General features: G+C 67.7%; 19 protein-coding genes. 3 read left to right on the top strand and 16 right to left on the bottom strand.

The features are described 5' to 3' along the window. Positions 1 to 158 precede the first annotated feature (158 nt). Genes C265_RS19660 through fliF form a run of 6 tightly spaced genes read right to left on the bottom strand, consistent with a single transcriptional unit; the run spans position 159 to position 7040 of the window. Positions 159 to 1577, bottom strand: coding sequence for a flagellar hook-length control protein FliK (locus C265_RS19660; protein WP_010810692.1), 1419 nt, complete (start codon positions 1575 to 1577; stop codon positions 159 to 161). A gap of 26 nt (positions 1578 to 1603) precedes the next feature. Then, on the bottom strand, positions 1604 to 2062 hold the full coding sequence (gene fliJ, locus C265_RS19655) for a flagellar export protein FliJ (protein WP_010810691.1): 459 nt from the start codon (positions 2060 to 2062) through the stop codon (positions 1604 to 1606). After that, positions 2040 to 3515, bottom strand: coding sequence for a flagellar protein export ATPase FliI (fliI, locus tag C265_RS19650; RefSeq protein ID WP_010810690.1), 1476 nt, complete (start codon positions 3513 to 3515; stop codon positions 2040 to 2042). Before fliI ends, fliJ begins: the two co-directional genes overlap by 23 nt. Next, positions 3508 to 4326, bottom strand: coding sequence for a flagellar assembly protein FliH (gene fliH / locus C265_RS19645; RefSeq protein ID WP_037024723.1), 819 nt, complete (start codon positions 4324 to 4326; stop codon positions 3508 to 3510). Before fliH ends, fliI begins: the two co-directional genes overlap by 8 nt. Further along, complete coding sequence (fliG, locus tag C265_RS19640; protein WP_010810688.1) at positions 4313 to 5323, bottom strand: flagellar motor switch protein FliG; 1011 nt, start codon at positions 5321 to 5323, stop codon at positions 4313 to 4315. Before fliG ends, fliH begins: the two co-directional genes overlap by 14 nt. Then, a complete protein-coding gene (fliF, locus tag C265_RS19635; protein ID WP_010810687.1) occupies positions 5310 to 7040 on the bottom strand; it encodes a flagellar basal-body MS-ring/collar protein FliF in 1731 nt (576 codons plus the stop codon). Before fliF ends, fliG begins: the two co-directional genes overlap by 14 nt. 406 nt (positions 7041 to 7446) lie before the next feature. On the opposite strand from fliF, the gene fliE reads away from it, so the two are divergent. Beyond that, the gene (gene fliE, locus C265_RS19630) at positions 7447 to 7770 is read left to right on the top strand and encodes a flagellar hook-basal body complex protein FliE (RefSeq protein WP_010810686.1); all 324 of its coding nucleotides are present in this window, start codon (positions 7447 to 7449) and stop codon (positions 7768 to 7770) included. Between the two features lie 83 nt (positions 7771 to 7853). On the opposite strand, the gene C265_RS19625 is transcribed toward fliE, so the two are convergent. From C265_RS19625 to C265_RS19585, 9 genes are all read right to left on the bottom strand, one after another. Continuing rightward, entirely contained in the window at positions 7854 to 8147 is a 294-nt protein-coding gene (locus C265_RS19625) for an EscU/YscU/HrcU family type III secretion system export apparatus switch protein (RefSeq protein ID WP_010810685.1), read from the bottom strand. After that, a complete protein-coding gene (locus C265_RS19620; protein ID WP_010810684.1) occupies positions 8144 to 9469 on the bottom strand; it encodes a flagellar hook-length control protein FliK in 1326 nt (441 codons plus the stop codon). The genes C265_RS19625 and C265_RS19620 overlap by 4 nt, the downstream gene beginning before the upstream one ends. A 70-nt stretch (positions 9470 to 9539) precedes the next feature. After that, positions 9540 to 9881, bottom strand: coding sequence for a flagellar protein FliT (locus tag C265_RS19615; protein ID WP_010810683.1), 342 nt, complete (start codon positions 9879 to 9881; stop codon positions 9540 to 9542). Position 9882: 1 nt separating this feature from the next. Further along, positions 9883 to 10302 (bottom strand): flagellar export chaperone FliS, encoded by a 420-nt coding sequence (gene fliS, locus C265_RS19610; RefSeq protein WP_010810682.1) that lies wholly within the window; start codon positions 10300 to 10302, stop codon positions 9883 to 9885. A gap of 38 nt (positions 10303 to 10340) precedes the next feature. Beyond that, positions 10341 to 11747, bottom strand: coding sequence for a flagellar filament capping protein FliD (gene fliD, locus C265_RS19605; RefSeq protein WP_010810681.1), 1407 nt, complete (start codon positions 11745 to 11747; stop codon positions 10341 to 10343). A 33-nt stretch (positions 11748 to 11780) separates the two neighbouring features. Then, positions 11781 to 12068 carry a flagellar protein FlaG gene (locus C265_RS19600; RefSeq protein WP_256333786.1) on the bottom strand — a complete coding sequence of 96 codons (288 nt, stop codon included), beginning with the start codon at positions 12066 to 12068 and terminating at the stop codon, positions 11781 to 11783. A gap of 227 nt (positions 12069 to 12295) precedes the next feature. Next, on the bottom strand, positions 12296 to 13603 hold the full coding sequence (locus C265_RS19595) for a flagellin FliC (protein ID WP_010810679.1): 1308 nt from the start codon (positions 13601 to 13603) through the stop codon (positions 12296 to 12298). Positions 13604 to 13818: 215 nt separating this feature from the next. Further along, positions 13819 to 14100 (bottom strand): RNA chaperone Hfq, encoded by a 282-nt coding sequence (locus C265_RS19590; protein ID WP_010810678.1) that lies wholly within the window; start codon positions 14098 to 14100, stop codon positions 13819 to 13821. A 775-nt stretch (positions 14101 to 14875) separates the two neighbouring features. Further along, on the bottom strand, positions 14876 to 15832 hold the full coding sequence (locus C265_RS19585) for an oxygenase MpaB family protein (RefSeq protein WP_010810677.1): 957 nt from the start codon (positions 15830 to 15832) through the stop codon (positions 14876 to 14878). A 236-nt stretch (positions 15833 to 16068) separates the two neighbouring features. Between C265_RS19585 and C265_RS19580 the strand changes: the two genes are divergently transcribed. Further along, entirely contained in the window at positions 16069 to 16329 is a 261-nt protein-coding gene (locus tag C265_RS19580) for a hypothetical protein (RefSeq protein WP_037024800.1), read from the top strand. A gap of 287 nt (positions 16330 to 16616) precedes the next feature. Then, complete coding sequence (locus C265_RS19575; protein ID WP_010810675.1) at positions 16617 to 17057, top strand: BON domain-containing protein; 441 nt, start codon at positions 16617 to 16619, stop codon at positions 17055 to 17057. Between the two features lie 82 nt (positions 17058 to 17139). Here the strand turns inward: C265_RS19575 and C265_RS19570 are convergent, their stop codons facing one another. After that, complete coding sequence (locus C265_RS19570) at positions 17140 to 18159, bottom strand: Ku protein (RefSeq protein WP_010810674.1); 1020 nt, start codon at positions 18157 to 18159, stop codon at positions 17140 to 17142. Positions 18160 to 18289 lie beyond the last annotated feature (130 nt).

Here is an 18289-nt window from a genome sequence, read left to right as displayed (position 1 = left end):
AAAAATGTTTACTGATTCTAGCAGCAATCCGTTAAATCTGGTTGCAGGATTGTGAGCGAAATACATGAATCGCCCTGCCGCTGACATAACAAAGGCCGCCCGTCGGGCGGCCTTGCATTCTCCGTGGCGCAATCAACACTGCGCTATGCAGCGCGAACTCAGGCAAACGTATCGATCTCGCCACGCCCAAGCACACGCGCGGGACGCACCGTCGTACTGGCCCCTGCCGCCGGCTCAACAGCCGCCAGCGTGCCGCTACCAAAGCCGGTTTGCCCGCGCCCATTCCCCGGTGCCTGCTGTTGCTGCCCGTTCCCATTGCCCGCCTGGCTGGCAAAGCCGTCTGCGCCCACCGAGGTCTGGCCAAGCTGGATGCCGTTTTCCGACAGCGCGGTGCGCAGGTGCGGCAGCGCCGCTTCCACCGCGGCGCGCACGGCCTGGTGGGGTGAGACGAACTGGGCCTGGGCCTGGTCGTTGACCACGTTGAGCACGACCTTGAGCGGCCCGAGGTCAGGCGGGTTCAGCTGCAGTTCGGCGCTTTGCTGGCCTTGCGTGCTCATGCGGATCATCTGCTGGCCGAGGGCCTGCGGCCACTGGCTGTCGTACAGCTGCGGTGTGACCACGGGACGGGCGGCCGCAGCGGCTGCAGTAGCCGACGGGGTAGCCTGGCCGGCCAGCGCGGCGGCCACGGCTGGTGTGTTGTCGGGGCTGGCCGCGGTAGCCTCGCCGGTGCGGGCGGCAGCCTGTGCGGCGGCGAACGGCGTTGCCACGGGCCTGGCATCCGCCGTGCCGGGGTTGGCGGCGAGCGGATCGGCGCGGTGCCGGGCGATGCCGCTTTCCGGGCGATTGCCCGATCCGCCGGCAGACTGGCCGCTGGCGTCCTGCTGCTGGACGGCCAGCACGTCGCCCGGGATGGCCTGCGCCGTGCCGGCCTTGCCGTCGGTACCTGCGCTGGCGCTGGCCTGCATCGCGGCGCGCTGGGATGCGATGGTGGCCAGCGTGTCGGCAACCGAAGGCTGTGCGGGCCGGGCTTCGGTGGTGACGACCTGCAGCGTGTCCGGCAGCGGCGTGGCGGCCGCCGGCATGGCCTCGGCCTGGGCATCTGCCGTGGCCGGCTGCGCGGCATTTGCCAGTGCCGCCTGCAGTGCGGCGGCGCCGGTGTCGGCAACGCCGGCGAGGGCGGAACCCGCCGCGCCGGCCGGCGCGGCAGCGGGGCTGGCCGGGGCTGCGGCGGGAAGCATCAGTGCCAGGGCCGCTGCGGCAGCGGCTGCGGCATCCGTCGGCGTGGCCGCCGCGGTGTCATCCTGGTCCTGGTTTTCATCCTTGTGGCCGGCCGCGGGCTTCTTGCCGGCCGCGGCGGCTGGCTGCGGCTTGCCGGCGTCGGCCTGCGCCGCGGGCTGGCGCGATGCGGGCTGGTCGCGCGCGGCGGTTTCCCCGGCCGGCGGCGCGGGCGCCTTGCTGCTTTCGCGGGCGCGCGACAGCGCGTCGCCGAATCCGCTCGCGGTTGCGTCGGCGCTGGCGCGCCTGGCGCCCTCGACCGCATTGGCGGCGCTGCTGACAATCTGGCTGATATCGATCATGGAGTTGGCTACGGGGGTGGCCTGGGTCAGGCTTCGCTGAGACGGCTGGCCGTGCTGCGGGCCAGGCGGGCTGCGTATTCGTCGTTGGCGCGCTGTTCGCGGCGCGCGGCAACCTGGTCTTCCTTCGCTTCGGCGCGCGCGATCAGCGTGTCGAAGGAGTTCAGGCGGCGCTTCTGGTGCTGCCAGTGGTTGCGCCCTGCCAGCAGGTCGGCTTCGGCCTTGGCCAGCGCCGCGCCCTGCTGGCGGATGGCATGGTCGAGCGAATCGAGAAAGCGCGAGAAGTCCTGCCAGCGGCTGGAGGTCATGCCTTCGGCGGCCACCACCTGCATGCGCGCGCGGTACTCATGGCGGTACTCGGTGAGCTGGTTGAGCTGCTGCTCAGCCTGCGTGCGCAGTCCCTGCAGCCTGCCCAGCTCGCGCGCGGCGGCATCGGTATCGTTCTGGGCGAGGTCAGCCAGCGTATTAAGCGGTGAATGCTTGAGCATGTTCACTCCTGTCGAAGAGGCTGTGAAGCTGGGCGATGGCGTCGTCGTAGCCGGCGCGCTCGTGGATGTCTTGCTGCAGGAAGGCTTCCATGCGCGGGTGCAGGCGCATCGCCAGGTCCAGCTCCGGGTCGTTGCCCGGCACATAGGCGCCTACGCTGATCAGGTCGCGGTTGCGCTGGTAGCGCGACATCAGCTGCTTGAAGCGACGCACCGAGCCGAACTGCTCATCCGGGATCAGCGCGGTCATGGCGCGGCTGATCGATGCTTCCACGTCGATGGCCGGATAGTGGCCGGATTCGGCCAGGCTGCGCGACAGTACGATATGGCCGTCCAGGATGGCGCGCGCGGAATCGGCGATCGGGTCCTGCTGGTCGTCGCCTTCGGTCAGCACCGTGTAGAACGCCGTGATCGAGCCGCCGCCTTCGGGGCCGTTGCCGGTGCGCTCGACCAGCGTCGGCAGCTTGGCAAAGACCGAGGGCGGATAGCCCTTGGTGGCCGGCGGCTCGCCGATGGCCAGCGCGATCTCGCGCTGCGCCATGGCGTAGCGCGTCAGCGAGTCCATGATCAGCAGCACATGCTGGCCCTGGTCGCGGAAATACTCGGCCAGCCGCGTCGCATAGGCGGCGCCCTGCATGCGCAGCAGCGGCGAGGTATCGGCCGGCGCGGCCACCACGACCGAACGTGCGCGGCCTTCGGGGCCAAGGATGTTCTCGATGAACTCCTTCACTTCGCGGCCGCGTTCGCCGATCAGGCCGACCACGATCACGTCGGCGCTGGTATAGCGCGCCATCATGCCGAGCAGCACGCTCTTGCCCACGCCCGAGCCCGCGAACAGTCCCATGCGCTGGCCGCGTCCTACCGTCAGCATGCCGTTGATGGCGCGCACGCCGGTATCGAGCACAGTCTCGATCGGCGCGCGCATCAGCGGGTTGATCTGCTCGCCGGCCAGCGGCACCTCCATGGCGGCGGTGATCGGGCCCAGCCCGTCGAGCGGGCGGCCCGCGGCATCCAGCACGCGGCCCAGCAGGCCGGCGCCAACCGGCAGGCGCTTGGAGCCCGGCTCGCGCGGCGTGGTGATGCCGGCCGGCTGCGGCGATGGTTCCAGCGGGTAGACGCGCGCGCCCGGCAGCAAGCCCACCACATCGGATTGCGGCATCAGGTAGAGCCGGTCGGCGCCAAAGCCCACCACTTCCGCTTCCGCGGTGCGCGGGGCATTGCTGTCGGTGGTGAACTGCCCGGCGGGCAGCTCGATCAGGCAGTCGCTGCCCACCGGCAGGCGCAGGCCCACGGCTTCCAGCACCAGGCCCGCGGCGCGCGTCAGGCGGCCGCAGCTGCGCTTGCTGTCGAGCCCGGCGATGCCGGCCGCGGCGCTATCCAGCGCGCCGATCCAGCGTTGCGCATGGGCCAGCGCGGGATCCGGCGCTGGCGTGGCCTGCTCGGCGGCGTCAGGCATGTGGCGGCTCCCATGGATCGTCGCGGCCCAGCGCCTTGACCACGCGGGTCCAGCGCGTAGGCAGCGTGGCATCGCGCTCGCCGCTGGCGGCGCTGGCGATGCAGCCGCCGCGCGCCACCGACGGATCGGCGCGCACGGTCCAGCCGGCGGCCGCCAGTTCGCCATGCAGGTGGGTTTCCACCAGCGCCACGTCGTCGGGATGCAGCAGCAGGCTGGGCGATCCGCACAGCGCGGGTTCGCTGGTCAGCAGCTCGCGCACGGCCGGCAGCAGCACCGCGGGGTCGTTTGCCAGGGCGGTGCGCACCAGCTGGCGCGCCACGTCGAGCGCCAGCGACACCAGCGCGCGCGCGACCTGGTCGTCCACGCCGCCGAGCGCGCTGCGGAAGTTGGTGGCCAGCGCCTGCAGCTGCGTGGCCTCGTTGCGTGCGGTTTCCAGGCCGCGGGCGTAGCCTTCGCGGTGGCCGTCGCCGTAGCCCTGGGTCTGCCCCTGGGCGTAGCCCTGGGCATAGCCTTCCTTGCGCGCGCCTTCGCGCATCGCGTCGAGCGCCTCGAAATCGATCGGCGGCGGTGCGGGCTCGGATGGCATGGCGGCCAGGGCTTCGGGCGGCTCGCTTTCGCGGGGATCGAGCGAGCCCATCTGCCAGCGCTGCCAGCCGGCCGCGCCGCCACGCGCGCGGCGCGGGGGCTCGAACGGCGCAAAGCCGCCAGGATCGGCGGCCGCGCCGTTGCCGGCAAGGGAAGAGAGCGGGTCGCCGCGCGGCGCGCGGCGTGCGGCCTGGCCGCGCTCAGGGTTTGCCTCAGACATAGGCATCGTCGCCTCCGCCGATCTGCACTTCGCCCGCATCCGCCAGGCGCCTTACCACCTGCAGGATGGCCTTCTGCTCGGCCTCGACCTGCGACACGCGCACCGGGCCCAGCGCGTCCAGGTCCTCGCGCAGCATCTCGCCGGCGCGGGTGGACATATTGCGGATGAACTTGTCGCGCAGTTCCTGCGGCGCGCCCTTGAGCGCGACGATGAGCGACTCGGTGGCGATTTCCTTGAGCACGCGCTGGATGCCGCGGTCGTCGACCTCGAGCAGGTTCTCGAACAGGAACATCTCGTCGATGATCTTCTGCGCCAGGTCGCCGTCGTGCAGGCGCACGCCGTCGATCACAGCCTCTTCGTGCGCGGTGCTCATCAGGTTGATGATCTCGGCCGCGGTGCGCACGCCGCCCATGCGGCTGCGCTTCAGGCTCTGGCCCGCCAGCAGCTTGGTCAGCACGTCGGTCAGTTCCTGCAGCGCGCCCGGCTGCACGCCGCCGAAGGTGGCGATACGCAGGATCACGTCGTTGCGCAGGCGGTCGGTGAACAGCGCCAGCACCTCGGACGACTTCTGGCGGTCCAGGTGGATCAGGATGGTGGCGATGATCTGCGGATGCTCGTCGCGGATCAGCTCGGCAATGGCCGTGGCGTCCATCCAGTTCAGCGAATCGATGCCGCCGCCCGGATCGCGCGACTCCAGGATGTCTTCGATCACCGACTGGGCGCGTTCCTCGCCCAGCGCCTTGTTCAGCACGCTGCGGATAAAGGCGTTGGAATCGACGTTCAGGGCCAGGTACTGCTCGGTCTCGGTGCGGAACTCGCCCAGCACCTCGGCCATTTCCTCGCGGGTGACCGAGCTGAGCGTGGCCATGGCCGAGCCCAGCTCCTGCACTTCGCGCTGCGACAGGTGCCTGAACACCTCGGCCGCGGCATCCTCGCCGATCGCCATCATCAGGACGGCGCTCTTTTGCAGGCCGGATTCGGAGATGCCCTTAGCGGTTGTCATTGGCAATCCAGTTCTTGATCACGCTGGCGACCAGGCGCGGGTCGCGCTGTGCGGCGTCGCGCACCAGCGCGAGGTCGCTTTCATACTTGGCGGCAAGCCGCAGGATTTCCGGGTTGGCGGGCTCGTCCGGCGGCAGCAGCACTGCCTCGGTCTCGTCCCTGGGTTCCGGCGCCGGCAGCGGCGGCGAGGTGTAGCGGCGCAGGACCGGCCGCGCCACCTTGAACCACACGAACAGCGCCAGCAGTGCCAGCAGCAGGTAGCCCGCAAGGGTCTTGCCGAGCTCGATCATGTCGGGCTGCTTCCACAGCGGCACCTCGGGCGCGGCCTTCTCGCGCTCGGCGGTGAATGGGCTGTTGACCACGTTGATGGAGTCGCCGCGGTCGGCCGAGAACCCCATCGCCTCCTTGGTCAGGTTCTGGATCTGCGCCAGCAGTGCCGGCGGCAGCGGTTCGGCCACGAGCTTGCCCTTGGCATCGGCCTGCTGACGGTAGTTGACCACCACCGCCACCGACAGGCGGCGCACGCCGCCCGGTGCCTGCTGCACGTGGCGCACGGAGCGGTCCAGTTCGTAGTTGACGGTGGAGTCGCGGCGATTGCTGCTGGGGCCGCTGGAAGCGGTGGCATTGGCGACCTGGGCGCCCTGACCTGGCTGGGCAGCTTGCCCCGGCTGTCCCGGTTGCCCGGCAGCCGGAGCACCGGCCTGTCCCGGCGCCTGGCCCGCACGCGGCGTCTGCGGCGTGGTCACGGGCGCGGCGGCGGCAGCCGGCGGCTGGTTCGACAGCGCCCCGGGCACGCCGCCCGGCGGCGTGACACCCTGCTGGGTCGACTCGCTGGTCTGCTGGCTGCGGATCGCCGAGCGGGTCGGGTCCTGGTTGGGCTTGTAGCTCTCGTCGGTGTGCTCGACGATGGAGAAGTCGACGTCGGCGGTCACCTGTGCGCGCACGTTGTCCTTGCCGACGATCGGCGTCAGGATCGCTTCGATGCGCTTCAGGTAGTTCTGCTCCAGCGCCTGGACGTACTTGAGCTGGGTCGCGTCGAGCATGCGCTCGTTGCCGGTGTTCGACAGCAGGTTGCCGTGCTGGTCGACGATCGAGATCGACTTGGGCGTCAGCTCCGGCACGCTCGACGACACCAGGTGGCTGATCGCAGCGACCTGGCCTTCATCGATGGCGCGGCCCGGGTAAAGCTGCAGCACGATCGACGCGGTCGGCTTCTGGCGTTCGCGCACGAACAGCGTCGGCTTGGGGATGGCCAGGTGCACGCGGGCGGACTGCACCGCGGCGATGGACTCGATCGAGCGCGCCAGCTCGCCTTCCAGCCCGCGCTGGTAGTTGACCTGCTCGGCAAACTGGCTGATGCCGAATTTCTGGTTGTCCATCAGCTCCATGCCGGCCGTGCCGCTCTTGGGCAGGCCCTGCGATGCCAGGCGCAGGCGCGTCTCATGCACCTTCTCGGCCGGCACCATGACCGCGCCGCCGCCTTCGGCGAACTTGTACGGCACGTTCATCTGCTGCAGCGATTGCAGCACCGCGCCGCCATCGCGCTCGGACAGGTTGCTGTACAGCACCTTGTAGTCCGGGCTGCGCGACCACAGCACGCCCACCGCGATGGCCGCGGCCAGGGCGGCGCCGGCCAGCATCAGCGGCAGCTTCGGGTTGGCCTTCAGGCGCTCGATCACTTCTGCCGGGCGCCCGGGCAGTGCCACGGTCGCGGTCATGCGCGTGCTCCGGATCCGGCGCCGCGATGCTGGCGACGGCACGGGCGATGCTGACCGCCTTGGTCGTCGGCGCGGCTCACGGCACGGCTCACATTACGCTGCAGAGAAAACACGCGTACTCCCGAATCGATGATTGTCTGGTGATTTCCGGAGCCAGCACGGGACGACAGCCCGCGCTCTTCCGGCACGGTGGCAATGATCGGCCAGACTTGAGCGCGACAATCCGGCGAATAGACGCGGTTTTTTGTCCGATTTCGGCCCATGGCGGGGCGGCACCGGCGGGTACTCTGCGGGGGCTGAAACTGGGTGCGAACCGCCTGAGGCCCGCCTGCCGGCAGGCTACTCTGTGATGCAAGGGCGCACCACAAGACGAACTCTGCCGGTGGACCGGCATATAACGACCCAAATGACCACTATCTCTTCCATCGAGAGCATGCTGCAGCAACTGCGCGGGATGTCCCAGGTTGCCTCGGGCAACAGTGCCAGCCAGTCCGCCGCGCCGGTCGGCGGCGGCTTTGCCGGCGAGCTGCAGCGCTCGCTGGGCCGCATCAACGCCGCGCAGGAACGCGCCTACGGCCAGGCCGAGGCGTTCGAGCTGGGCAAGCCCGGCGTGGCGCTCAATGATGTGATGATCGACCTGCAAAAGGCCAATGTGTCGTTCCAGACCGGGGTGCAGGTGCGGAACCGGCTGGTGGCGGCTTACCAGGAAATGATGAATATGGCGGTGTAAGCCCACCGGCCTGCGCCGAAAGCAAAGAGCCCCTGGCGCGCGCAAGCGGCCAGGGGCTCTTGTCGTCAGGAAGACCTGCCGGGTCAGGCCTGCGCTTCAGCGCCTGCGTCCATGCCCGCTTCAAGGTGGTAGATCCAAGCCAGCAGCTCTGCCACGGCCACATAGAGCTGCGGCGGCACGTGGCTGTCCAGGTCGACCTGCATCAGCAGGTTCACCAGGGTGGGTGAATCGTGGATATAGACGCCCGCTTCGCGCGCGCGGGCGATGATGGCTTCGGCCACCACGCCATAGCCCTTGGCGACCACGCGCGGGGCCTTGTCGCTGTGCTGGTAGGACAGGGCGATCGCCGCGCCGCGGTCTTGCGCCGCTTCGCTCATCGCGCCGCTCCTACCGTCATGTTGTCCTGGGTCTGCACGCTCAGGCGCTGCAGCACGATGCCCTGCGCCTCGAGCTGGTTGCGCAGCAGCGGCCGTGCCGCGATGAAACGCGCCGCGACATCGGTCTCAGGCGTTGCCACGCGGGCGTCGAGCCCCGCCGGTCCCAGTGTCAGCACCGCTTCGACGATGCCGAGGCTCGGCAATTGCAGCCGCAGGCGGCTGGACCATGGCCGGGCGCTGTCGTCATGGGCCTGCGCTGCGCCATCCGCGTCGGGGCGTAGCAACTCCCACTCCATCGGCACGCCGGGCCAGGCTTCGCCGGCAAAGCGGAACTGCTGCGTGGCGAGCAATTCCAGCTGCTGGCGGACCACGCCTTCGGTTGCCGGATGGATGGCCGGGCCGGCTGCCGAGGCCTGCTTGCCGGCGTCTGCCGAGGCGGTGTCCGGCAGGCCAGCGGCGGCGCGCGCCGCGTGGGGGATGAGGCTGTCCGGCGCTGCAGCGCGCGCGCCAGCCTCCGCGGTGCTCTGGTAGGCCTGCGTGGCCAGCGCCGCGGCGGACTGGCGTTGGGCCCCCGGTTCGGCAGCGGCTTCGCGGCTGTAGGCCGCCGTGGTGGCGGCGCCTTGCCGCAGCGCCTGTTCCGCCGCCGCATGGCTGTGGGCCACGCGCGGATTGCCGGCCGAGGCCAGCGCTTCAGCCAGCACCTGCGAGGCCGGAATCAGCGGCGGCGCTGAGGGCCGCCCCGGCTCTGCCGCTGCGGCACCGCCGGTATAGGTCAGCAGCGCAGACGGCAGCGTGGTTGCGGCGGCCTGCGCAGTGCCGCCTGGGGCAGCCGCCCGGGCCGGCACCGGTACTTGCGCCTGCGGCTCCTGGCGGATGCCGGGCAACGCGCGTGCGCCGGCAACCCACTGTGCAAGGTGCGATTCGTAGAACAGGCCGCTCTGCCCAACCGTGTTGGCAAGCGCCGACGCCGCAGCCTGCGCCGACGCTGGCGTGGGCGCGGCGGCCAGCAGCGGGCCGGCGCTGCGCACCGGCTGGGCCTCGGTACCGTCCATCACCGCCAGGATGGCCCGCGCCGCCGCGCTCAGCGATTCCTGCGTCGAAGTGCCCGGCAGCAAGGTAGCCTGGCCTGCCAAGGCGTTGGGGCCGGTGGCGTGCTGGCTGTGGCGGATCGCCTGGCCGGTGGAGCTCTGGACATTCGACTCGGTGGCCTCGGGCACGGGCTGCAGCGCCGCCAGCTTGTCGATGGCAAGCGCCGTGCGCAGCGGTTGTGGGTCCGGGGCCTGACCGGGTGCCAGGCCTGGAGGCAGATGGATGCCGGTCATACGGGTCGCGTGAATGCAGACGGCGGGCTTTCCGGCCCGCCGCGGGGAGTAGCGCAGCGGTCAGGCTGCGTCAGGCGGTGGCGCCGTAGGTGGCGGACAGTTCGATCTGGCGGCGCGAGCTGGTCAGCATGTCGCCGAGCTTCTTCAGCTGCGGCATGGCCAGGTCGCGGATGCGGGCATCGTAAGTGAGGATGCGGTCCAGCAACTGGTAGCGGCGCATGCGTTCCGCATCGGAGAACGGTGCCTCGTGGTCCATCTGCCGCAGGCTGTCCACCAGGGCCAGGTAGCCCTGCTGCAGCGCGGTGACGGTGTCCCAGTCAGCCGCCTGGGCGGCCTCGTGCATCCGTGCGGACAGCGCGAGGATTTCCTCGTAGCAGTCCACGATCGGGAAAAACTCGGGAAGGGAAGCCATGTCAGTTGTCCTGTAAGGCGGGTTGCCGATCCGCGGCCGTGTCGTCGATCTGCGCCCAGGCCGAAGCCAGGCTTTCGAGCAGCGTGTCGACTTCGGCCAGCAGGGCCGCGTCGCTGCGCAGGTTGGCCAGCATCAGCCGGCGCACCATATATTCGTACAGGGATTCGAGGTTGGCGGAGATCTCGCCGCCAACCTCATGGTCAAGCACGGCGCGCAGGCCGTTATCGATGATGTCGATGGCTTTGGAGATGGCGTTGCCGCGTTCGATGACGTTGCCGCCCTCCAGGTGGAACTTCGCCCGCGCAATGGCTGCGCGCGCGCCGTCGTACAGCATGGCGATCAGCTTGTGCGGGCTGGCGCTCATGGCGCCGGTCTGGACGCCGACCTGGGCGTAGGCGTTGGCGGATGCGCGGGCGAACATGGTTGGGTTCCTTCAGGCTGTGGTGTGCGGCGGGACGGTTACTTCTTGGTGCTGTTGTTCAGCGCATTGAACTGTTGCGTCAGGTAGCTGCTGGTACGGTTCATCTGCGCTACCACCAGGTCCAGTTGCGTGAACTGGGCCTTGTATCGAGCCACCGTGGCAGTAACGCGGTCCTGGACGCGGTCATAGTCGTCTTCCAGGTCCTTCAGCGTCTTGGTGATGCCATCCTGAGCCACCTTCAGCGCGCCATCGGTCTTGCTCAGGCCCTCGATATAGGTGCTGGCGCGCTTGCCGATGCCGCCGTCGCCGGTGGTGCTGGAAAACAGGGACGTGACGCCACCCAGGTCTTCGTTTATCGCCTTGGTCAGCTTGGTGTCGTCCAGCTTCATCGTGCCGTCTTTGTCGAACGAGATGCCGACGTCGATCAGCGTGATCGTGCCGCCGTTGCCGTCATCCATGGCACCGCCCAGCATTGAACGCAGGCTGGACTGGATCGAGCGCAGCGTGCCGTCGCCGGTCAATGCCGCGGACGTACCGGCCTTCGTATCGAATGCCGTCAGCGACTTGGCGGAACTCTGAATGTTGTTGTAGGCGGTGACAAAAGCCTGGACGGCGGCCTTGATTGCGACGTTGTCGCGGGTCACCACCAGCGATGTCGTGCCTGGCTTGACAAGGTTCATGGTCACGCCCTGCGCTGCGTCCACCACTGAATTGCTCTGGCTGACCACGTCGATGCCGTTGATCGTCAGCGTCGCATTGGCAGGCGGCACCTTCTGTTCCATCTTGTTGGCGGCGGGCGCCGCGGCCGGGTCGAACGCAACCACGTTGTTCAGTGCCGCATCGGTCGACGACACCCGCATGGTGGCTTGCGTTCCGGTCTTGTCCGACGTCAATACCAGGCGGTAAGGGCTGGCGCTGCCGTCATTGACGATGCTGGCCGTCACGCCGATGCTGGCCTTGTTGATGGCATCGCGCATTCCTTCGAGCGAAGAATCCGCGGGGATGGTGACCTTCTTGGTGCTAGTGGCGGCGCCACCGGTGGCCAGCGCTTCGCCGAAGTCGAACACGAGCTCGCCGCCACCGATCGCGGCCTTCTGGTCGGCAACGTTGCTGCTCACCAGCGACTGCGCGGTGGCCAGCGTGTTGACAGTAATGCTGTAGCTGCCAGGCACGGCGTTGGCAGCGGTGGTGACGTTCATCACGTCCGTGGTGCCGATGCTGGCCTTTACTGCGCCGAAGGTGGCAGCATCGGACAGCTTCTTCGCCGCGCCCTGGTAGGCGTCCAGCACGCTCTGCACCTGACTGTAGGCCGACAACTTGGTCTGGTAGCTCTTGGCCTGCGCATTGATGGCGTCAAGCGGTGCCTGCTCGGCCTTCTGCAGCTGGTCCAGCAGGTCGCTCAGTTGCAGGTTGGAACCGATGCCGATGGAGGAGATCGTTGCCATATTATTGTCTCGTCTTCAACTGATATTCAGGGCTCAGGCCGCGTGGTTGATGAACAACCCCTGCAGCTTGTCGATGGCGCGGGCAATGCGCAGCACCTCTTCGGTGGGCATCTGCCGGATCAGGTCGCCGGTTTCCTTGTCGATCACCTTGGTGATGACGCGGTGCGTGGTATCGTCGATCTCGAAGCGCAGGCCGATGGTGGTGGTCTTGAGCGCGTCGACCAGCTCGCCGATGGCGGCGCTGGTTTCCAATCCCTGTGCGGCTTCTGTGTGGTCGCTGTCCACGGAACGATCCTGTCGCTGCGTAGCATGGCTGGCCATGGTGGTGGCGCCGCCAGATGGCATGGCAACGGCTAAGCCTTCGGCTGGCATCCGCACGGTAAAGGGGTTCACTGTCGGGGGAGGCGCCATCGAATACTCCGTCCGGGTTGGCAGGGTTCAGTTCCAGGAGAAACGCTTTGCAGGCAGTCGGGCTGCCTGCGAAATGCTCCTCGGGCAAAAAGGCCGGGCCTTGCGGCCCAGCCTTCCTGCGCCATTCGCCGATGCGATTAACGCAGCAGCGACAGCACGCCTTGGGTCGTCTGGTTGGCTTGCGCCAGGACCGACGTACCAGCCTGTTGCAGGATGTTCGCGCGGGTCATGTTCGACACTTCCGTTGCGTAGTCGGCGTCCTGGATGCGCGAGCGCGACGAGGACAGGTTGGTCACGGTGGTGCCCAGGTTCGAGATGACGGAGTCAAAACGGTTCTGGACGGCACCCAGCGAGCTGCGCAGGTCGTCGACTTGCTTCAGCGCGGCGTCGATCTTCTTCAGTGCGTTGCCGGTGGGAACGCCCGTGAATTCGGCCGTGGGGGTGGCGCCGCTCAGGGAGATCGTGCCAACGGCCACGTTGAGGGTGCCGGCGGCACCGCCGTCGGCCAGGGTGCCGGCAGCGACGTAGTTCTTGCCCTGGACGGTGACGTAGCCCGTGGCTACGCCTGCAGCATTGTTGGCAACACGCACTACCTGGTCTTGCAGAGTGACGGGGCCGGCGATGCCATTGGCGGTGTCGTCGAATGCGACATCAGCTTCGTTGAGCTTCACGGCGCCGGTGGCACGATCAACCGAAGCAGCAAAGTAGTCGTCACCAGCCTTCACGACGAACTGGCCAGAGTTCGCGCCGGCAGCCGTCTTGACTTCGTGCAGTTCGAGGTCCGCTGCGGCGAAGGTCTTGCCGGTTGCGGCGTTGATCTTGGTGACGTCGCCCGCAGCGAAGCTCACGTTGAACGAACCGGTACCAGCGGCAGCGTTGATCGTGGTGATCTTCGGGCCGACGTCCAGCGAGTTCTTGGCCACCGAGAAGCCGCTCAGGCCCAGCGTGGTCCTGTCGATCTGCTTCAGATCGATGGAGATGGTCTCGCCGTCGTTGGCGCCAACCTGGACGGACAGCTTGTTGCTGCCGGCCAGAACCTTGACGCCGTTGAAGTCGGTCTGTTGCGACGTACGGTCGATTTCAGACAGGCGCTGGTTGATTTCATCCTGAATCGACTTCAGGTCGGACGAGGAGTTCGAACCCGTGGCCGCCTGGACCGACAGTTCACGAATACGTTGCAGGTTGTTGTTGACTTCGGTCAGCGCGCCTTCCGTCGTTTGTGCCAGCGAGATGCCGTCGTTGGCGTTGCGCTGGGCTTGCGTCAGGCCGCGGATGTTCGAGGTAAAGCGGTTGGCGATGGCCTGGCCGGCGGCGTCGTCCTTGGCGCTGTTGATGCGCAGGCCCGACGACAGGCGCTGGATCGCCGTGTTCAGCGACGATTGCGACGTGTTCATGTTGTTCTGAGTCATCAGAGACAACGAATTGGTGTTAATGACTTGCGCCATGGTACGACTCCTATATGCAAAGTTTTGGGCATTCCGGCTAGTGCCGTAACGTTGGCGGCCTGCTTTGCAGGGCGTAGAGTGCCTCCGTTGCTTGGGTTATCGACCGGGCAAGAGAAAGGTTTAGAGTGATCTCCGCGATAGTTTCGCGGGGTACCGGCAGGGCGGGCTGAGGCGCCGCGCGGCAGGGCAGGAAGGCGCGTGGGGCGGGCGTTGGCCTAGCGGCGCTTGCTGGTGCGGGGGATGTAGATCGGCAGGAAGTCCGGCTCCGGCGCCGGAGCCGGCGCCACGACCGGCGCGTCCGGCGCATTGGCCAGCGTAACCAGGCAGATCGCCCGCTTGTAGACCACCGTGGGCCGGATGTCGTCCGGCTGCCGGCCAAGCAGCACCACGTAGTCGTCTGACGCCAAGACAAGGCCCTGCAGCCGGGCGCCGGTGGCCAGGTGGACGATCACCGGGGCCTGGCTGGTCCTGTATGCCGCAAATTGCTGGTGTTGCAATTGTCTCCGGCTGCGTGACTTGGGCCGGGTTTCCTTCTTCTTCACAACGACTCCGGAAGAGCCCGCAAGGGTTCTGGCGGCTAATGGCTTGGGGTGCGCCACGGCCAGGGCGGCACGAGAAACATCCGCTCTCGGTAACGGCGCGTGTGCCGGCGGTTGGCGCTGCCAGAAGAGAAGGGGAATAATTCAGGGCTGAGAGTAACAAAGTTCTACAAGCGTTGACGAACCGTGTGTCAATTCGGATCTAGAGTCGCCGCTCTATAAAATGTGTTGCTCTCGAGGCCGTGATATTGTACAGCATTGTGCGCTGCCGCATGCCGCGGCTAGGGCGGCGGGGCGACAGGCCGGTTGGACCGGGCTCGCGATGAAATTGCCAGCCCATATGAAAAGTGCCCTGATGTAGCGTCAGGGCTAAGAACAATCAAAAGTGCGCAAATAATCTCATATTGTCATAAGGGAATCCCCTGATAGAAACGGGATTTACACCTCATGTAAGCGCGTTTATATTCTTGGCAAGAGCTTTTCAGCTCGAGCAGTCCTGAAAAGCCTACGAGCACCCCGCGCGTAGGCTTCTTTTTTTGCCTGCGTCGTTTGAATCGCGCTCTGTGGCGCTGTGGCTGGTGCGGTTAGTAAAAACCGACCGGCCGTTCGGACTGCCCAAGCAGATTTAACGCCACTTTCGCGCCGCGCAATCCTCCGAAATGGGAGGATTTTTGCCGCCAATTCTCATTTCCGTTCAAGAAGTTCAGCTGAACGCCGATAGCCGGCGCGGCCCTTAGCCTGCCGTCGTGGCGGTGCCGCGGGCCACGCGCCGCCGTGCGCGCGCTGCCAGGCCGGCGCCCAGCACCCAGCGCAGCGTCGGTGCCAGCACATGCATGCCCGCGAGTGCTGCCGGGCGCCGTATCGAAGGGCCGTCCAGATCGAGCTGTTGCCGTGCCCACGGCGGCAGCAATGCGATGCCCGCGTCGGCCATGATCCGCACCGCCGGCTGCAGCAGCGGGTTGGCCACCGGCATCTTCCGCACCAGCCGCACCACTTCGCTGGTGCGTTCGCTAGCCAGCAGCGCAGGCCGCATGGCCTCCAGGTAGGCCGTGACTTCGGCGCGCGAGCGCGGCACGTCGGCCGCGCCCAGCATCTGGGCGATGCGCGCAACCTCGTCGTAGTAGCGATCCTGCTCGGTGCCGCTCAGTGGTCCGACATAGCGCAGGTAGCCAGCCAGGAAGCTTGAGACCTCGGCCACGTGCACCCACGTCAGCAACGCCGGGTCGGAGGCGGCATAGTGCCGCCCGTCCGGGGCCACGCCGACCACGCCGGCATGGATGCGCCGTACGCGCCCGATCAGCGCCATGGCATCGGCACGGCTGCCGTAGGTGGTGCCGGCGATGAACTGCGCGGTGCGCCCCAGGCGCCCCTGCATGTCGGTGCGAAAGCTGGAGTGGTCCCAGACCCCGGCCAGTGCCAGTGGATGCAGTGTCTGCAGCAGCAGCGCACTGACGCCGCCCGCGAGCATTGCCGGAAAGTCGGCATGCACGCGCCAGCAGACCGCGTCGGGCCCGAACAGACCGGGATCGCCCGGCGGGTTGTCGTAGTCGAGGGTCAGGCCGGAATTGCTGCGGGTCAGCGCGCGCACGTGCGCGCCGGCGCGCTCACGCAGCCTGGTGGAGAGATGGTTCAGCGGGCCGCGTCGTGGCTGCGCAGAGCGGCCGGCGGCGGGGTCGGTAAAGCTGGACAAGGCCGGTGCCTGAATGGGGAAGTCAGGGCCAGCATACACGGGATGCGGGGCGATGTGCGCGGGGTCATGCCGCGGCGGTTGCCGCAAAAAGGGCCGGAGCCCCCTTGCGGGAGTCCCGGCCTGTCAATCTCCGGCGTATGCCCCTGCGGCCGCACCGCATGTTGCGGCCGCACATACCCGGAAAGCTGCCTGTTATCGTGGCTGGCGCGGCTTACTTACGGCTGGCGTTGTCCGCCTTGTTGCCCACCCTGTTGCCCGCCCTGGCCGCTTTGCTGGCCGCTGCGTTGGCCGCTTTGCTGGCCCGGTTGCGAGCTGCCGCGATCCTGCTGCTGCTGTTGGTCCTGCTTGCGGTCCTGGTTACCCATCTGACCGCCGCCTTGTTGTTGTCCCGGCTGCTGCTGGCTGCCGCGTTGGCCAGATTGTTCCTGCTGCTTCTGTTCCTGCGGCTTCTGGCCCGACTGCGATTGACCCGGCTGTTGCTGCTGTCCCATTGCTAGCTCCTTGACGCGGCGAACTGCCGCATCCCCTGTTTCGCAATCGCCATGCCAAGGATGGAAGGACCGGGGTGCCGCCAGCAACGGCCTGTAACGGGGGATGCAGCACATCACGCGGCGGGCGCTTTTACAACGGGTGGCCCGATTTACACGCCGTGGGCCCCGCCGCGGACGCCTGGTGCGGCCTGCCCGGCAGGTATGGAGCTTGCTGAAATATGCCTTACCAGTGGTTCCGCGTGCCAGGCAAGTCCGGCAACGGATGCGCTGGTGACCCGAAAAAGGAGGCAGCCATGCGTTTTTCCCGAATTCCCGCGCGCACCGTGCGGATGGCCTGTGTTGCTGCGGCGCTGGCGGTAGCCGGTAGCGCGCTGGCGCTCGACAAGAGCGGCCTGATCCTGGTTGCGGCCGACGATACCCCTGTGGCACCCGTCAATTCCGCGCCGGGCATGCCCGGCCGTGCCGACCCTGACCGGGGCGCCGCCCCGGACATGAGCGCCGACAAGGCCAAGCGGGCCGTCGAGGACGGTGCTATCACCACCAGGATCAAGACCAAGCTGCTCACGACCAAGGACCTCAAGTCCACCGGCATCCGTGTGAAAACCAGGCAGGGCACGGTCGACGTGAGCGGCACGGTGCCGAGCCAGCAGCAGCACGACCTGGCGCTCGACGCGATCCGCAGCGTCGAGGGCGTGACGTCGGTCAATGACAACCTGAAGGTGTCATCGCGGTAAGCGGGTTTGTCCGATGCTGAGGGTTTGCTCCCTCTCCCGCGCGTGGGAGAGGGAGAACGCAATCGGAATTTGGCCCCCCTGCCTAAGCCGCGTGCTTCCTGCGCGTAGTGCTTGAACTCTTGCGCGCGGCCGGCGCGTGCGACTCGCGCTTGGCCGGTGCACGCTTGGTCTTGGCGGCGGTGCTGGCGCGCTTGGCAGGCGGGGTCGCAGCCCGCTTGGCAGCGGGCTGCTTCCTGGCGGCGGCATGCCGCGCAGGGGCCTTGCGGCGCGCGGGCGTGGCGTCCTCCTTGTCTTCCTTGCCGCGCTGGCCCAGGCTCTGGCGCAGCAGCGCCACCATGTCGATGACCTTGGCGCCCTGGCGCGGCGCTTCTTCCTCTTCCGCAGGCGGGGTCAGCTGGTGGGTCTTGCCGGAGTCGATCTTTTCTTCGATGCGCGCCATCAGGTCGTCACGATAGCTGTCGCGGTACTGTTCCGGCTCCCAGTCTTCGCTCATGTCTTCGACCAGCTTGGTGGCCATCTCGATCTCGCGCGCATGCGCGCCGGTGGGTTTGCCGGTGGTCGCCTTGGGCAGGCGCAGTTCGGAGATGGGCAGCACCTCGTCGGCAAAGCGCATGGTGTTGAGCACCAGCGCGTCGCCGTGCACCAGCATCGCGGCCAGGTGCTGGCGGGCGCGCAGCACCACCAGCGCCAGCGCGGCACGCCCGGTGCGGCGCATGGTTTCGTGCAGCAGCGCGTAGCCGCGCTCGCCGCGCTTGTCGGGCTCGAGGTAGTAGGGCGTGTCGAAGTAGTACGGCGGGATGCTCTGCGCGTCGACAAAGCTGACGATATCCACCGTCTGCGTGGCCTCGACATTGGCCTGGCGGAAGTCTTCCTCGTTCAGCAGCACGTATTCGTCCTTGGCGTACTGGTAGCCCTTGACGATATACTCCTTGTCGACCGGCTTGCCGGTGCTCTTGTTGATGCGCTGGTAGCCCACCGGCGCCATGTCGCGCACGTCCAGCAGGTCAAGGTCCAGCGTCTGGCTGCGCGACGCGGGCCGCAATACTACCGGGATATTGACCAGGCCAAAGGTTATGGCGCCTTTCCAGATGATGCGTGACACGTGAGGGCTCCTTTGCCAGCCGCACGGGCACGTTGCGGCGGCGGTGGCGGCAGATCGCCCGGAGGCGGGTCTGCCACTGGTTCGGGCGGGCCCGGCGGAGGTTCCGGCGGCGGGGTTTCAGGCTTGCGCG

The organism is Cupriavidus sp. GA3-3 (assembly GCF_000389805.1).
Lineage (GTDB): Bacteria > Pseudomonadota > Gammaproteobacteria > Burkholderiales > Burkholderiaceae > Cupriavidus > Cupriavidus necator_D.
This window is presented reverse-complemented; position numbering and strand designations above follow the sequence as displayed.

Bases quoted from the DNA above. Each gene is read 5' to 3' on its own strand.
- fliJ (WP_010810691.1), bottom strand. From the start codon at position 2,062: ATGCTCAAGCATTCACCGCTTAATACGCTGGCTGACCTCGCCCAGAAC.
- C265_RS19625 (WP_010810685.1), bottom strand. From the start codon at position 8,147: ATGAGCGAAGCGGCGCAAGACCGCGGCGCGGCGATCGCCCTGTCCTAC.
- C265_RS19620 (WP_010810684.1), bottom strand. From the start codon at position 9,469: ATGACCGGCATCCATCTGCCTCCAGGCCTGGCACCCGGTCAGGCCCCG.
- fliF (WP_010810687.1), bottom strand. From the start codon at position 7,040: ATGACCGCGACCGTGGCACTGCCCGGGCGCCCGGCAGAAGTGATCGAG.
- fliH (WP_037024723.1), bottom strand. From the start codon at position 4,326: ATGCCTATGTCTGAGGCAAACCCTGAGCGCGGCCAGGCCGCACGCCGC.
- fliG (WP_010810688.1), bottom strand. From the start codon at position 5,323: ATGACAACCGCTAAGGGCATCTCCGAATCCGGCCTGCAAAAGAGCGCC.
- fliD (WP_010810681.1), bottom strand. From the start codon at position 11,747: ATGGCAACGATCTCCTCCATCGGCATCGGTTCCAACCTGCAACTGAGC.
- C265_RS19575 (WP_010810675.1), top strand. From the start codon at position 16,617: ATGCGTTTTTCCCGAATTCCCGCGCGCACCGTGCGGATGGCCTGTGTT.
- C265_RS19595 (WP_010810679.1), bottom strand. From the start codon at position 13,603: ATGGCGCAAGTCATTAACACCAATTCGTTGTCTCTGATGACTCAGAAC.
- fliI (WP_010810690.1), bottom strand. From the start codon at position 3,515: ATGCCTGACGCCGCCGAGCAGGCCACGCCAGCGCCGGATCCCGCGCTG.
- C265_RS19660 (WP_010810692.1), bottom strand. From the start codon at position 1,577: ATGATCGATATCAGCCAGATTGTCAGCAGCGCCGCCAATGCGGTCGAG.
- fliE (WP_010810686.1), top strand. From the start codon at position 7,447: ATGACCACTATCTCTTCCATCGAGAGCATGCTGCAGCAACTGCGCGGG.
- fliS (WP_010810682.1), bottom strand. From the start codon at position 10,302: ATGTTCGCCCGCGCATCCGCCAACGCCTACGCCCAGGTCGGCGTCCAG.
- C265_RS19600 (WP_256333786.1), bottom strand. From the start codon at position 12,068: ATGGCCAGCCATGCTACGCAGCGACAGGATCGTTCCGTGGACAGCGAC.
- C265_RS19615 (WP_010810683.1), bottom strand. From the start codon at position 9,881: ATGGCTTCCCTTCCCGAGTTTTTCCCGATCGTGGACTGCTACGAGGAA.